Annotated in this window: 15 protein-coding genes; 7 read left to right on the top strand and 8 right to left on the bottom strand. The window is 69.4% G+C overall.

The features are described 5' to 3' along the window. Nucleotides 1-26: 26 nt before the first annotated feature. Nucleotides 27-1,202, top strand: coding sequence for a glycogen synthase (gene glgA, locus CHC08_RS10370; RefSeq protein ID WP_089206982.1), 1,176 nt, complete (start codon nucleotides 27-29; stop codon nucleotides 1,200-1,202). Between the two features lie 36 nt (nucleotides 1,203-1,238). On the opposite strand, the gene CHC08_RS10365 is transcribed toward glgA, so the two are convergent. After that, the gene (locus tag CHC08_RS10365; protein ID WP_089206981.1) at nucleotides 1,239-1,604 is read right to left on the bottom strand and encodes a PH domain-containing protein; all 366 of its coding nucleotides are present in this window, start codon (nucleotides 1,602-1,604) and stop codon (nucleotides 1,239-1,241) included. A 97-nt stretch (nucleotides 1,605-1,701) separates the two neighbouring features. On the opposite strand from CHC08_RS10365, the gene pgeF reads away from it, so the two are divergent. Beyond that, nucleotides 1,702-2,388 (top strand): peptidoglycan editing factor PgeF, encoded by a 687-nt coding sequence (pgeF, locus tag CHC08_RS10360; RefSeq protein WP_089207020.1) that lies wholly within the window; start codon nucleotides 1,702-1,704, stop codon nucleotides 2,386-2,388. Nucleotides 2,389-2,465: 77 nt separating this feature from the next. On the opposite strand, the gene CHC08_RS10355 is transcribed toward pgeF, so the two are convergent. Both CHC08_RS10355 and CHC08_RS10350 read right to left on the bottom strand, forming a co-directional pair. Then, nucleotides 2,466-2,873, bottom strand: coding sequence for a nitroreductase family deazaflavin-dependent oxidoreductase (locus tag CHC08_RS10355; RefSeq protein ID WP_089206980.1), 408 nt, complete (start codon nucleotides 2,871-2,873; stop codon nucleotides 2,466-2,468). A gap of 74 nt (nucleotides 2,874-2,947) precedes the next feature. Next, nucleotides 2,948-3,763 carry a sirohydrochlorin chelatase gene (locus CHC08_RS10350; protein WP_245878240.1) on the bottom strand — a complete coding sequence of 272 codons (816 nt, stop codon included), beginning with the start codon at nucleotides 3,761-3,763 and terminating at the stop codon, nucleotides 2,948-2,950. Between the two features lie 752 nt (nucleotides 3,764-4,515). Here CHC08_RS10350 and CHC08_RS10345 point away from each other — a divergent pair. Beyond that, complete coding sequence (locus CHC08_RS10345; protein WP_089206978.1) at nucleotides 4,516-5,481, top strand: WD40 repeat domain-containing protein; 966 nt, start codon at nucleotides 4,516-4,518, stop codon at nucleotides 5,479-5,481. A 175-nt stretch (nucleotides 5,482-5,656) separates the two neighbouring features. Here the strand turns inward: CHC08_RS10345 and CHC08_RS10340 are convergent, their stop codons facing one another. Next, on the bottom strand, nucleotides 5,657-6,214 hold the full coding sequence (locus tag CHC08_RS10340) for a GNAT family N-acetyltransferase (RefSeq protein ID WP_089206977.1): 558 nt from the start codon (nucleotides 6,212-6,214) through the stop codon (nucleotides 5,657-5,659). A 130-nt stretch (nucleotides 6,215-6,344) separates the two neighbouring features. Further along, nucleotides 6,345-7,658 carry an MFS transporter gene (locus tag CHC08_RS10335; protein WP_089206976.1) on the bottom strand — a complete coding sequence of 438 codons (1,314 nt, stop codon included), beginning with the start codon at nucleotides 7,656-7,658 and terminating at the stop codon, nucleotides 6,345-6,347. A 93-nt stretch (nucleotides 7,659-7,751) separates the two neighbouring features. Here CHC08_RS10335 and CHC08_RS10330 point away from each other — a divergent pair, with 93 nt between their 5' ends. Continuing rightward, nucleotides 7,752-8,438, top strand: coding sequence for a GntR family transcriptional regulator (locus CHC08_RS10330; protein ID WP_089206975.1), 687 nt, complete (start codon nucleotides 7,752-7,754; stop codon nucleotides 8,436-8,438). A 29-nt stretch (nucleotides 8,439-8,467) separates the two neighbouring features. Continuing rightward, on the top strand, nucleotides 8,468-9,565 hold the full coding sequence (locus CHC08_RS51420; protein ID WP_245878239.1) for an alpha/beta hydrolase: 1,098 nt from the start codon (nucleotides 8,468-8,470) through the stop codon (nucleotides 9,563-9,565). 120 nt (nucleotides 9,566-9,685) lie between these two features. Here CHC08_RS51420 and CHC08_RS10320 read toward each other — a convergent pair whose 3' ends face one another. Continuing rightward, nucleotides 9,686-10,768 carry an aldo/keto reductase gene (locus tag CHC08_RS10320; RefSeq protein WP_089206974.1) on the bottom strand — a complete coding sequence of 361 codons (1,083 nt, stop codon included), beginning with the start codon at nucleotides 10,766-10,768 and terminating at the stop codon, nucleotides 9,686-9,688. Between the two features lie 176 nt (nucleotides 10,769-10,944). On the opposite strand from CHC08_RS10320, the gene CHC08_RS10315 reads away from it, so the two are divergent. Further along, nucleotides 10,945-11,835: an AraC family transcriptional regulator gene (locus CHC08_RS10315; protein WP_218825227.1), complete on the top strand. Its 891-nt coding sequence runs from the start codon at nucleotides 10,945-10,947 to the stop codon at nucleotides 11,833-11,835. A gap of 26 nt (nucleotides 11,836-11,861) precedes the next feature. Here the strand turns inward: CHC08_RS10315 and CHC08_RS10310 are convergent, their stop codons facing one another. Together CHC08_RS10310 and CHC08_RS10305 are read right to left on the bottom strand one after the other, a co-directional pair. Next, nucleotides 11,862-12,053, bottom strand: a complete 192-nt coding sequence (locus CHC08_RS10310) for a ferredoxin (protein WP_089206973.1) — start codon at nucleotides 12,051-12,053, stop codon at nucleotides 11,862-11,864. 32 nt (nucleotides 12,054-12,085) lie between these two features. Next, nucleotides 12,086-13,282 carry a cytochrome P450 gene (locus CHC08_RS10305; RefSeq protein ID WP_089206972.1) on the bottom strand — a complete coding sequence of 399 codons (1,197 nt, stop codon included), beginning with the start codon at nucleotides 13,280-13,282 and terminating at the stop codon, nucleotides 12,086-12,088. Between the two features lie 106 nt (nucleotides 13,283-13,388). Between CHC08_RS10305 and CHC08_RS10300 the strand changes: the two genes are divergently transcribed. Continuing rightward, nucleotides 13,389-14,018, top strand: coding sequence for a TetR/AcrR family transcriptional regulator (locus CHC08_RS10300; protein ID WP_089206971.1), 630 nt, complete (start codon nucleotides 13,389-13,391; stop codon nucleotides 14,016-14,018). Nucleotides 14,019-14,055: the final 37 nt, after the last annotated feature.

The raw sequence follows: 14,055 nt of genomic DNA, 5'->3' as shown, positions 1-14,055 counted from the left end.
CAGGGCTGAAACACTAAGCTGATCGTATGCGAGTGGATCTGCTGACCCGTGAGTACCCCCCGGACGTCTACGGAGGGGCGGGAGTTCATGTCGAATATCTCTCCCGCGAGTTGCGCCGGCTCGCCGACGCGCGGGTCCGCTGCTTCGGAGCGTCACGACCCGAGCATGGCGTCGAGGCCTACCGGGTGCCCGGCGGGCTGGAAACGGCCAACGCCGCGCTCCAGGTTCTCGGCGTCGACCTGGAGATGGCGGCCGGGTGCGAGGGCGCGGATCTGGTGCACAGCCACACCTGGTACGCCAACTTCGCAGGTCACGTCGCCAAGATGCTGTACGGCACGCCGCACGTGGTGACCACGCACAGCCTGGAGCCGCTGCGGCCGTGGAAGGCCGAGCAACTGGGCGGCGGTTACACGCTGTCATCATGGGCCGAGCGCGGTGCCCTGGCGAGCGCCGACGCGATCATCGCGGTCTCGGAGGGAATGCGGCGCGACGTGCTCGCGAATTATCCCGAAATTTCACCAGAAAAAGTTTCGGTGATCCACAACGGGATCGACACCGGCGAGTACGCCCCCGACCGGGGCACGGACGTTCTGGAGAGACACGGCATCGACGCCGGGAGGCCGTACGTCGTCTTCGTCGGCCGGATCACCCGGCAGAAGGGCCTGATCCACCTGCTCCACGCCGCCAGGGACTTCCACCCCGACGCCCAGCTGGTGCTCTGCGCGGGCGCGCCCGACACCCCGGAGATCGCCTCCGAGGTCGCCGAGCTCGTCCGGGGTCTCGAGCGGGACGGCGTCATCTGGATCTCGGAGATGCTTCCCCGCCCCGAGGTGATCCAGATCCTCACCCACGCGACCGTGTTCGTCTGTCCCTCGGTCTACGAGCCGATGGGCATCGTGAACCTGGAGGCGATGGCCTGCGAGACCGCCGTCGTGGCCACCGCCACCGGCGGCATCCCCGAGGTCGTGGCCGACGGCTCGACGGGCCTGCTGGTCCCGATCGACCAGGGCGCCGACGGCAACCCGCGCGATCCCGGGCGGTTCGCCGCCGACCTCGCCGAGCGGGTCAACCGGCTCCTGGCCGATCCCGGGCTCGCCGGGCGGATGGGGGAGGCCGGGAGGGTCCGCGCCGTGGAGCACTTCTCCTGGGAGCGGATCGCCGAGCGGACGATGGACCTGTACCGATCGGTCCTGACCGGCTGACCTGGAGCTCTCCCCGGGCTCCGGGCCCGGGGAGGCTCAGCCGGTGATGAAGTGCAGGATCACGTTGTGGACGTGGTGGGCCTTGTCGCCGCCCCGGAACTCCACCTCGTAGGTGTGGGTCCCCACGTGGATCGCGATGGCCCCGGAGGAGAAGAACGCGCCGGCCAGAGACTTGTTGCTCACCACGCTGACCGCCGAGACCTTGCCATAGGGGATGCTCGTGATGGCGACCCTCTTGCCCACGAAGGACTTGTCCTGCACGATCACGCGCTTGTCGGTGAGACCCAGGAAGCCGGTGCCCGTGCCGATCGCGTCGTAGACGGCGATGATCTGCTCACCCGGCATGAGGCCGCTCTCGATCTGCTGGAACTGTTCCTTCCGGTCGTACACAACCTGTGCCATGACACTCGCAATCTCTCAGGTGATCTGCGTGCCTGTGCAACGAACGTCCCATGAGCGGGGTTCCTGGGACGAGTAGGGTCGTGTCGTGAGCTTTCAGATGAGGATCACCGACCGTCACGGCGGCACCAGCGCGGAGCCGTACGGCAGCCGCAACCTCGGGGGCGCGTGCGGGGACGATCCGGAGGCGGTCGCCGCCAACAGGGCCAGGACCGCCGCCGAGTTCGGCCTGGACCGGGTCGTGTTCATGCGGCAGGTCCACAGCGCCGACGTCCGCTACGTGAGCGAGCCGTTCGGCGAAGACCCACCCCCACTGGACGGGATCTGCACCGACGTTCCGGGCCTCGGCCTGGCCGCGCTCTGCGCCGACTGCGCTCCCGTCCTGCTGGCCGACCCGCAGGCCGGCCTGGTCGGGGCCGCGCACTCCGGGCGGGTCGGCACGGTTTCCGGGGTGGTCCCGGCCCTGGTCGCGGAGATGGCCGAGCGGGGCGCGGACCCGGCGAGAATGACCGCCCTGATCGGCCCGATGGCGTGCGGCAGCTGCTACGAGGTTCCGGCCGAGCTCCGGGACGAGGTCACGATGGTGCTTCCCGAGGCCTGGTCGGTCACTCGCCAGGAGACCCCCGCACTCGACCTGCGCGCCGCGATCACCTCGCAGCTGGCCAAGGCGGGAGTTTCGGAGATCACCCATGACACCCGCTGCACCATCGAGACGCCCGATCTGTTCTCCCATCGCAGGGAGAGCAGGACCGGTCGTTTCGCTGGTTACGTCTGGCTGGAGACCTGAGGCGCGAGGGTTGTGCCCGGCGTGAGGCGCGAGCCGGAACCTGTGCTCGGTACCGGCATTCGCGCCTCATGCTCGAATCATGAAGAAACGCGCTCCAGCACGACCACGGGAATTTCCCGGTCGGTCTTCGTCTGGTATTCGTCATAGGCCGGCCAGGTCGCGGTCATGATCTTCCAGAGCTCGGGCTTCTCCTCGGCGGTGGCGGTGCGCGCCCTCGCCGTGAACCGGTCTCCCAGCACCTGGACCTCGACCTCGGGGTTCGCCTGAAGGTTGAGATACCAGGCCGGCGGGGCGTCGGCCCCGCCCTTGGAGGCCACCACGAGGTAGTCGTCGCCGTGACGCTGGTAGATGAGCGGCGTCTCCCGCTGCTCACCGCTCTTACGACCCGTGGTGGTCAGAAGCAGGACGACGGTGCCCTGCCACTCGTGACCCTCCGCACCATCGGTCTCCCGGTAACGCTTGACATGCTCTTCGCCGAACAGCATGGTCGATCCCCTCTGAGGAATGCGGATTATCCGTATTCCTCAGAGGATATAGACCGCGTTGATCGGCGAACGCATCAGTCCGCCGACAGGATGCTCCCGTAGGCGCGGGCGGCCAGGGCCGCGATCAGCCCGTGCGCGCCGAGCACCTCGGCGCAGTCGGCCCCGATCGCGGCGGCGGCGTCGCTCGCGAGCTCGGGGGCGGCCTCGGGACCGAGGACGCACGGGGACAGGGCGATGCGCTCGGCGCCGATGCCGCGCAGCCGCTCGGCGGCTTCGGCGACGCCGGGCGCGCTGTCCAGTGAGGCGACCAGCACGGGGAGCGTCAGCCGCGAGGCCAGCAGCACGGCCGTCGGCTGTGCCTCGGCCACGGCGTTCTCGCCGCCGACGGTGGCGAGGATGATGCCGTCGACCGGGCTGGAGACGTTGAGCAGCCGCATCCGGTCCTCTCGCGCCAGACCCTTCTCGGCGAGACGGATGTGCAGGGCCTCGGCGAGAAGCGGGTGCGGCCCCAGCGAGTCGGTGACCGTCACCGAGACCCCGCTCGCCGCCACCGCCGTGGCGATCAGCCGGTCCGCGACCGGATGCGGGCCGGCCAGCAGCGGCACCACGATGGCGGCGACGCCGTCCTCGGGACGCTCCCGGGCGGCGGCCTCCAGCTCGGAGGTCAGCTCCTTGGCGTCCTCGCCGAGACCGGCCAGGCGGACCTGGATCTGCGGGTTGTCCGCCCGTATGAGGGCCGCGAGCTCGGCGATGGCGCCCGAGCCGTCGCCGAGTGTGGTCAGCACCAGTGCGGGCGCCTCCGGCGGAAGCTGGGAGGGCACGGGCCTGCGGTGCCTGCCGGAGGGTCGGACGGCGCGTCCTCGCACGGGGAGGATGGAACTCTCACTCACATGCGCGGACTCTAGGCCCATTTGACTGCCTCCGTAGCTAGAAACGGCAGCAATTCTGTCACGACATTCACGGGGAAGGAGTCCGGGCCTCGTACGCGGCCCCGCCGGTGCTCCACCTTCCGTGGGTCATCGAGGAGTTCCGTGGCCACTCCAAGCTCTGCGACGACGAACAATGCCTGGGAGATCTCGGAACCGGTCGGCAACCGCCGCGTCCGCACTGCCGGTGGAAGATTCCTCACCCGCCGAGATCCGCCGCGCCCCGGACCCTCCCTCCGCTCCGGACGGTCATCCGGCGCCCGGACGCCGGCGCGTCGCCGTATCCAATATGTGACCAACCAATCGCGGTCGGGAGATGTCCAAAGAGGTGAGTGAGAGGACTTACCCATGAGGCATACATCCCTGGACGCGGACGGGCACACCGTGGCGGTCCAGGCCGGCAGATCCGAAGGCGGGTCCGGCGGGGGAGCGGGGCCACGGGTCTTCGACCTGGGGACCGGACGGCTGTCCGACGCGGTCGCCCCGGATCCGGGCAGAGGAGAGCGTCCGTATCTCGCGGGATGGAACTGGCCGAGCTCGCTGACGGTACGGGTCGCCACCCAGCCATCCGAGGAGGAGGGGCCGACGACGGTACGGGTGCTCGTCGTCGACGTCTCTTCCGGCACCGTCAGGCTTCCGGCACCGTCAGGCAGAAGGACACGTACAAGATCAGCGGATCCGCGTGCACGTGGTACGCGCCGGGAGAGTGAGGGACGATGAGAACCACGATCGTGTCGCTGGCGGCTCTGGCGATGGTCGCGTTCGCGACCCCGGCCGTGCACGCCGAAGGTCATGACCACCGCGGCCATGCCCGCTACGCCTGGCTGAAGGAGTGCACGAAGAAGGACGAGAGCACCTATCCGTGCGGGAAGTGGCAGCTGGCGCTGCACGGCGGCGGGAAGGCGACGCTCGGCAATGCGCGGACCTTCCCGCTGGACAGCCGGGGCAAGGTCAACGACGGCGCTGCCGCGCAGGTCGCGGTGAGCGGCGACGGCAGCCACGTGGCGTACTTCCGGCAGAGCGACGGTCGGCTGGCCGTGGAGGAGGTCGGCGGCGCGGTCCGCAGGCTGCCGGCCTCGGTGGTCCCCAAGGGGCTGGGCATGCTCGATGTGGCGTTTCACCTGTCCCAGGACGGTTCGCGGCTGGCGGTCTGGTTCGCTGGGCCGGCCCGTCCCGCGCGGATCTACGACACCGCCTCCGGGGCGCTTCTCGCCGAGATCGCCGGGCAGGAGACGTTCGAGGGCTTCAGCGGGGACGCGGGCGAGGTGCTGTTCTCCAGGCAGACCGACGAGAACGTCTCCCGGTTCGACGTCTATGACACCGCGGGGAATGAACTGCTCCGGGTGGACCCGCCCCAGATCGTGTCCGAGAACTCGCCGCGCGGGCTGGCGGCCGACGGCAGGACCGTCGCGGTCTTCGTCGACGGAAAGCGACCGGCGATCACGCTGCACGATCTGGAGTCCGGCCAGACCACCGGGAGCGTGCCGGTGCGGATCGGCCGATCGCAGGTCGAGGCGGTCGACTGGACCGGCGTGAACCAGGTCACCGTGCACACCACGGAGGTGACGGCCAAGGAGCGGCGGGTGCGCATTCTCGAGGTGGACATGGCGACGGGCGTGACCAGGGTCAGGGACCACTACACGATCCGCGGCGCCTACGGGTTCGCGGCCTGCGGGGGCTGACCCGCGGCTCTCGGCGGCTCGGGATCCGTCACGGTGAGCGGGGCACCGGGAGGCGGTCTCGGGTCCGTCACGGCGAGCGTGGCTCGGGGGAGCCGGTCTCGGGTCCGATACGGCGAGCGTGGCGGGGAGGCGGTTCGGGATCCGTCGCGGCGAGGGTTGCTCGTCGTGACGGGGATCAGGTCTCCCTGTGCCCCTCCCACTCGTCCTCCAGGGCCGAGTGCACGATGGAGTCGCGCCAGACTCCGCGGGCCCGCACGTGGTGCCTGATCCGGCCCTCCTCGACCATCCCGGCGACCAGCATCGCGAGCTGGGCGGCGGTGTTGGCCGGGGAGCGGGCGCCCCAGATGCGGTGCAGGCGCAGATGCCGGAAGCCGAACATCAGGATCAGCCGGACCAGGTCGGTGCCGATGCCCCGGCCCCAGTGGTCGGGGCGCAGGCCCAGGCCGATCTCCGCGCTGTGCGGGTGGTCGGCCTCGATGTGCAGCCGGGCGACGCCGACGGCCTCGGGACTGTCCAGATCGGTCACCGCGAACACGTAGAGCCGCCGGGGCTCGGCCTCGGCGGCCCTGAGCGCTTCGGCGACTATCTCCTCGACCTCCTCGCGGGTGCGCGGGTCGAACGGCAGGTGCTCGGTGGCTGTGGGGTCGCCGTAGACGGCGTGCAACGCGTCCACGTCATCGGTGGTGACTTCCCTCAGCCGGAGTCTCGTACCGGAGATCTCAACGTGGCGCATGGGGCAGACGCTAACGCCTCGGAAGCCCCAAGGCTAGAGATCGTTCTCACCGAGGGTCATACCACCGGCGGGCGGTGCGGGGAATGGCCGTCCCCCGCACCGCCCTTCCGGCGCCCCTTCGCGGCGGGTCTCAGGTGTCCAGGGAAACGGCCCCCGTGCGCGTTCCCGGGCGGTCGGCGAGGTCGAGGTCGCGCGTCTCGGGAGCCAGCGCCAGCCCGACGGCGGTGAGGGCCAGCGCGATGACCACGTACACGGATATGGCGAGGGTGCTGCCGAACCGGTCGAACAGCGACAGGGCGATGATCGGGGCCAGCGCGCCGCCGAAGACGCCGGCGACCTGGTAGCCCATGGAGGCGCCGCTGTAGCGCAGGCGGGTGCTGAACAGTTCGGCGATGAACGCCGCCTGAGGGCCGTACATCGCGGCGTGGCAGGCCAGGGCCACGATGGAGGCCAGCGCGATCACCGGGAAGGACTTGGTGTCCAGCAGCGGGAAGAACGCGAACACCCAGACCGCGGCCCCGACCACGCCCGCGAGATAGACCGGGCGGCGGCCGACCCTGTCCGACAGCGCGCCGAACAGGGGGATCAGGAAGAGCTGGCAGGCGGAGCCGATCAGCACCGCGTTCAGCGCGACCCCGCGGTCGAGCTTCAGCGGGCCGGTGACGTAGGCGAGGATGTAGGTCACAAACGTGTAGAAGGCGACGTCCACGCCGATGCGCGCGAGGATCGCGGAGATCAGGGCGCGCGGGTGCGTGCGCAGGACCTCCAGCAGCGGCATCCGGGCCTTCCTGCCCGAACGCTCGACCTCGGCGAACAGGGGCGACTCCACGATCCGCAGGCGGATCCAGAGCCCCACGATCACCAGCAGGCCCGACAGGAGGAAGGGCACCCGCCAGCCCCAGGACAGGAACGCGTCCTCCGACAGCGTGGCGGACAGGATCCCGAGCACGCCGGCCGCCAGCAGGTTTCCGGCGGGCACGCCGACCTGGGGCCAGCTCGCGTTGAAGCCGCGCCTGCGCGGGTCGCCGTGCTCGATGGACATGAGTACGGCCCCGCCCCACTCGCCGCCCAGGCCGAAGCCCTGAAGGAAGCGGAGGGAGACCAGCAGCAGCGGGGCCGCCACGCCGATGGTGGTGTAACCGGGCAGCAGGCCGATGAGGAAGGTCGCGATCCCCATCAGCAGCAGGGTCACCACGAGCACGTTCTTGCGGCCGGCCCGGTCGCCGAAGTGGCCGAACACGATGCCGCCGAGCGGTCGGGCGACAAATCCGATCGCGTAGGTGAGGAACGCCAGCAGCGTTCCGGTGAGCGGTTCGAAGGTGGGGAAGAAGAGCTTGTTGAAGACCAGGGCGGCGGCTGAGCCGTACAGGAAGAAGTCGTACCACTCCAGGGAGGTGCCGACCAGGCTGGCCGCGATGACCCGTCTGGTTTGGGTACTTGCCATCGCAGGTGCTCCTTAGGCTTCTAGGGGGTCCCTTTAACGTAAGGATTGTTCAACAATTCGACAATAGGTTTGTTCGATGATTTCTTGTGAGGTGTGGACAACGCCATCGCCGCACTGCAACACGATCGCGACCGCCTCGGGCGCAGCAGCACCGCCGAGCGGGTCGCCGACGTACTCCGGGAGCGGATCGCCGAAGGGCTCTTCGTCCCGGGCCAGCGCCTGTCGGAGGAGACCATCGGGGTGGCCCTGGGGGTCTCCCGCAACACCCTGCGCGAGGCCTTCCGGCTGCTCGGGCACGAGCGACTGCTGGAGCATCGGCTCAATCGGGGCGTGTTCGTGCGCGTGCTGTCGGTCGAGGACGTCGCCGACGTCTACAGGGTGCGCCGGGTGATCGAGTGCGCCGCCGTACGGCACAGCGGGAACGCCGGGCCTCAGGCCCTGGCCCTCATCGGGGAGGCCGTGGAGGAGGCGACCAGGGCCGCGGCCGAAGGCCGGTGGCAGGACGTGGGGACCGCCAACATCCGCTTCCACCAGATGCTCGCGGCCCTGAACGGCAGCGCCCGCCTGGACGAGACGATGCGCCAGCTCCTGGCCGAGCTCCGTCTGGTCTTCCACGTCATGAAGAACCCGCGCGCGTTCCATGAGCCTTTTGTGGCCCGGAATCTGCGACTGCTCGAGCTCATGCGGGCCGGTCACGCGGCCGAGGCCGAGCGGGAGCTGGAGTCCTATCTAGACGATGCCGAGGAACTCCTGGTAAAGGCATACATACCGGAGCCGTAATCATGAGTGGAATAGAGGAGAATAAGCGGATGATCTCCCCCATTCCAAATGTGCTCGTGGTCACCGGCCCCGGTCTGGTCGCTGATCTGCGACTGCTCACCGAGGTGGCCGACCGCGAGTTCGAGGCTCTTGGCGTCAGCGGGAAGGTGTCAGCGGTCCCCGACGTGTCCGGCCTGCAGGCCGCCCTGGAGTTCCCCGGTGCCGTGGTCGTCGTTCCCGGTCCGGAGGCAGAGATCCGGAGCCTGTTCCACGGGCACTCCCGCGCCGTCTGGCTCGACCTGACCAAGTCCGATGCCCCGCCCGCCCCGCTCGGGGTCGCTGGGGAGACCGGGGACGCAACGTCGGCCACCCACATCCACGGGCGAGGGATCTGGGGACTGACCTGGGCGATCAGGCATGCCGTACACCGGCTGCGCCGGCCCGCGAAGCGGGTCGCCTACGGTGATCACCCCGACCAGTGGGCGGAGGTACGGCTGCCGCACGACGCCGCCGAGACGATGCCCGTCGCGGTGCTGGTGCACGGCGGTTTCTGGCGCTCGATCTGGGCCGCGGACCTGATGGACGCGCTCAGCATCGACCTGGCCGAGCGGGGGTTCGCCGCCTGGAATCTCGAATACCGACGCGCCGACCTGCACGGATGGGACGCGACCACCGAGGACGTCGCCAAGGGGGTCGCCCTGGCGGCGCGGGGCGCGTCCGGCCCGGTCGTGGCGATCGGTCACTCGGCCGGCGGGCAGCTCGTCCTCCGCGCCGCCGCCGACGATCCCCGGGTCACCCTCGTCGTCTCGCTGGCCGGAGTGCTCGACCTGGTGGAGGGCGACCGCAGGCACCTGAGCTCCGGCGCGGTCGCCGCCGCCCTCGGCGGATCGGCGGCCGAGGTGCCCGAGGTCTACCGGAGCTCCAGCCCGCTGGAGCGCCTTCCCCTCGGGGTGTCCCAGCTCATCGTGCAGGGCGGGGGCGACGACCTCGACCTGGTCGACCTGGGCCGACGCTACGCCCGGGCGGCCCAGGATTCAGGCGATGAAGTGATTTATCTGGAAATGTCAGGTGATCACTTCGATGTCATCGACCGGGCCTCGCCGATCTGGCGGGCGACCGCCGGAGTGATCGCCGATCACAGGTTCTAGCGGGGCCGTCGCGCGCCCGACGCCGGGTCCGCCTCCGGTGACGAGCGCGGTCCTGCCCGCGAACCGCCGCGTCATCTCGATCTCTTCCATTCGTTCCGTGTCGTATGCGGGGTGTGGTGCTCAGTAGCGGGCGTCGCCGGCCCGCAGCAGCGGGGACACGATCGACGGGACCCCGTCCACGGTGGCGCCGGCGAACTGGAGCATGGGTGCCATCGTCCTGTTGTTGTGGGCCGGGAAGTTCAGCGCGGGAGCCGACACCTCGTCCAGTGCGGCGCGCTGGGCATCGGTGAGCACCACGTCCAGGGCGTGCAGGTTGGCCTCGAACTGGTCCATGCGGCGCGCGCCGATCAGGGTGGAGGTGATTCCGGGACGGCCCTGGACCCAGGACAGGGCCACCGCGGCGGGACTGGCGCCCACCTCGCGAGCGACGCCGTTGAGGGCGTCGATCACGACGTAGTCGGCCTCGCTCGGGGCGCCGACCAGCTGGGTGCGGGTGGTGTCGACCGGGCCGGTGGCGGCGCTGGAGTATTTGCCCGACAAGAATCCGCTCTTCAGCGGCCCCCACGGCATCACGCCCATGCCCAGGGCCTGGGCCATCGGGATCAGCTCTCCTTCCGAGGTCCGCTCGAGCAGGGAGTATTCCAGCTGAAGCGCGATGATCGGAGTCCATCCGCGCAGGCGCGCGACGGTGGCCGCCTCGGCCGTCGCCCATGCCGGTACGTCGGAGAATCCGACGTAGCGGACCTTGCCGCCGCTGACCAGGTCGTCCAGTGCGCGGAGGGTCTCCTCGGCCGGCGTCGCCGGGTCGAAATTGTGCAGCCAGTAGATGTCGACGTAGTCGGTCCGCAGACGCCGCAGCGAGTTCTCCAGCTGTTGCACGATCGCCTTACGGCCGGGTCCGCCGCCGTTGGGGTCGTTCTCGTAGAGGTTGCCGAAGAACTTCGTGCCGATGACGACCCGATCACGCAGCGCGTGCCGGCCGGCGAAGTAGTCTCCGATGATCTTCTCGGAGTGGCCGTTGGTGTAGATGTTGGCCGTGTCGATCGAGTTGCCGCCCCGGTCCAGATAGGCCCCGAGGATGTTCCTGGACTCCTCTGGGCTGCTGCCCCAACCGTGATCTTCGCCGAAGGTCATCGCGCCCAGCGTGAACGGGCTGACGCGCAGTCCCGAGCGGCCGAGCGTGACGTAGGAATCGAGCGCCATCGTGGAACTCCCCGTTGGTAGATGTTGGAGACGCCGCGGAGGAGGTCTCCCCGGGCTCCTCCACTCTCGCCCGATGCGCCGTGAACTCCTAGACCGATGCGTGCGGATCGTTACACGATCCGCTCAACTTTGGCCGGATCATGTTGGACCGCACGCGTCCATGGTTCACTGGCGTGATGCGTCACCTGGACGAACTGCGCGGCAGGATCGCGCGACTGGCCGCGGGCAGCCCGCGTCCGTTGTGGATCGAGGGAATGCACGTGTTCTCCACCGGGCACGTGACCGAACCGCTGGGCGCGATCACCGAGCCCGTGTTCGCCCTGGTCGCCCAGGGAGCGAAGCGCTCGGCCCTCGGTGACCACATCTTCGACTACCACGCGGGCCAGTACCTCGTCGTGACCGTCGACCTTCCCCTGACCTCACAGATCACCCATGCCACGCCCACCGAGCCGTTCCTCGCGTTCGGGCTTCCGCTCCAGCCCGCGCTCATCGCGCAACTGCTGCTGGAAGCCGGCCCCACCGTCGGCCGTCCGCACGACGGACCGGGTATCGCGACCAGCGACGCCGACGACAGGCTGCTCGACGCCGTCGTCCGGCTGCTGCGTCTCCTCGACGAACCCCGTGACGTCCCGGTGCTGGCACACGGTGTGCGGCGCGAGATTCACTGGCGGCTGCTGAACGGACCCCAGGCGGCCCTGGTCAGGCAGATCGGCCTGACCGACAGCCGCCTGGCCCTCGTCGCCCGCGCGATCGGGTGGATCAAGACCCGCTACGACCGGGTGATTCGCATCGACGACCTGGCCGACGATGTCGGCGTCAGCGTCTCCTCGCTCAACCGGCACTTCCGCGCGGTGACCGCCATGAGTCCGCTGCAGTACCAGAAACAGCTCCGGCTCCAAAAGGCCCGCATCCAGCTCATCGCAGCGCCGCACGATGTGGCCGCGATCGGCTACGCCGTCGGTTACGACAGTCCGTCGCAGTTCAGCCGCGAGTATCGGCGCATGTTCGGATCACCGCCGGGACAGGACGCGGCACGCTTCCAAGCCGCGGCGGTCGTCCAGGAGTAGAGGCGACGCACCGTGCCGGCCCGGCCTCAGGAGTTGGACAGAGCGCCCGACGGGCACAGCTGTACGGCGCGACGGACCGCCGCCTCCTGCGCGGCGGGCGGGTCGGGGTCGAGCAGCACCACGGTGCCGTCGTCCTCGCTCTGGTCGAACACCTCCGGCGCGGTGAGCACGCACATTCCGGCGCCGATGCAGATTTCGGTGTCTGCCTTGATCTTCATGGAAATCTCCCCCTTTTGCCAGGTGACCGGTTTTACCAGGTAACCGGCAAACGGTCGACCCCGTAGATGGCCATGTTGGTCCGCATCGGAACCTCCTCGGGCGGTATGGCGAGGCTCAGGTTCGGGAAGCGCCTCAGCAGTGCCGGGTAGGCGACGCTCATCTCGGTCCGGGCGAGCTGCTGGCCCAGGCACTGGTGCACGCCGTGGCCGAAGGAGAGATGGCCCGACGGCGGCCGGGTCACGTCGAGCGTCCCGGGGTCCTCGAAGCGCTCGCCGTCGCGGTTGGCGGCGGACAGCGAGATCGTCACCGACTGGCCGGCCCTGATCAGCTGGCCGCCGAGCTCGACGTCCTCCAGCGCGCAGCGGATCGGGCCGAGGTGGACGATGGTGAGGTAGCGCAGGAGCTCCTCGACGGTGCTGTCGGTCACCGACGGGTCATCGCGCACCGCCGCCAGCTGCGAGGGATTGGACAGCAGGGCGAAGGTGCCGAGAGCGATCATGTTCGCGGTCGTCTCGTGTCCGGCGACCAGGAGCAGCACCGAGATGCCGGCCATCTCCTCGTCGTTCAGCTCCCCGCCCTCCAGCATGCCGCTGATCAGGTCGTCCGCCGGCCTGGCGCGCTTGTGCCGTACGAGGTCGCGCAGGTAGTCCGTCAGGTCGTTGATCGCCGCCTCCGCCTCCTCGACCGTGGAGTCCAGGCGGAGCAGCGTCCTGGAGTCTCGCTGGAACCGGTCACGGTCGGAGTAGGGCACGCCGAGCAGTTCGCAGATGACAAGCGAGGGGATGGGCAGGGCGAAGGACCGGACCAGGTCGGTGGGCGGCCCCTCAAGCTCCATCGCGTCCAGCCGTTCGGCGGTGATCGTCTCGATCCAGGGCTCCAGCCGCTTCATCCGGCGCACGGTGAACTGGCCGGTCAGCAGCCGCCGGTACCGGGTGTGCTCCGGCGGATCCATCCCCAGGAAGAACCCGGGCCGCCGCTTCCTCCGCCGCTCGCCCATCTGCGTGGAGATCGGCGAGTGCGCGAGGTCCGGCAGGTTGCTGAACCGGAGGTCGGCGAGCACGGCGCGGGCCAGGGCGAAGCCGGTGACCAGCCATCCCTCGTGGCCGTCCGCGTAGGTCATCGGACGGATCGGGTTCTCCTGCGCCGATCGCACCAGCACCGCGGGCGGGTCGAAGCGGCTCTCACGCGCGGTCGGGAACGTCACCGAGCCGGCTGCGGATTCCGTCATGAACGTCTCTCCTTGCGAGTCGACGAGCTTATTGACTCCACATAACAACTTCTGACAGAAAATTGCAACCGATGCAAAAAATCATTGGATGCAGTAACGTAGTTTCATGGCCGAAAGCCCGGGATTGCGGGAACGCAAGAAGTTACGTACCCGTCGCGCGCTGATCGAGGCGGCCCTGGGGCTCTTCGTGGAGAAGGGTTACGAGGAGACGACCCTGGCGGAGATCGCCGCGGCCGTGGACATCTCGCCCCGGACGTTCTTCAGTTACTTCGCGACCAAGGAAGACGTGATCTTCTTTGACTCCCAGGCGCGCCTCGACAGGGCACTCGCCATGCTCGCCGAGCGGCGCCCGGGGGAGACGGTGGCCGAGCTCATGCTGCGCGTGGTCGAGAACTCCCTGGACTGGGCCGCCGCGCCGGACGACGAGGCCATGGGACTGACCGCGGCGCGCGTGCATCTGATCATGTCGGTTCCCGCGCTTCAGGCGCGCACGCTGCACGTGCTGGTCAACAGCCAGCGCCGGCTCGCCGAGGCGCTGCATCGGGCGCACCCGGAGGAGCTCGACCTCATCGAGGCCTTCGCCCTCGTCGGCGCCCTCCTCGGTGCCCCGACGATCACGGCGATGGCACTCCTGGACCGTGGTGACCCGCCGGACCAGGTGTGGGCCGCGGCGCGACAGGCCCTGGACATCGCCGTACAGGGTCTGCGCTGGGTCGGCTCGCCGTACCGGCCCTGACCCCCGCGTGATCGACGGCTCAGGCGCGGCAAGGACC

Source organism: Streptosporangium subroseum (assembly GCF_900188345.1).
Lineage (GTDB): Bacteria > Actinomycetota > Actinomycetes > Streptosporangiales > Streptosporangiaceae > Streptosporangium > Streptosporangium subroseum.
The sequence above is the reverse complement of the archived record's forward strand: the minus strand, read 5'-3'. Positions and strand labels throughout refer to the sequence as shown.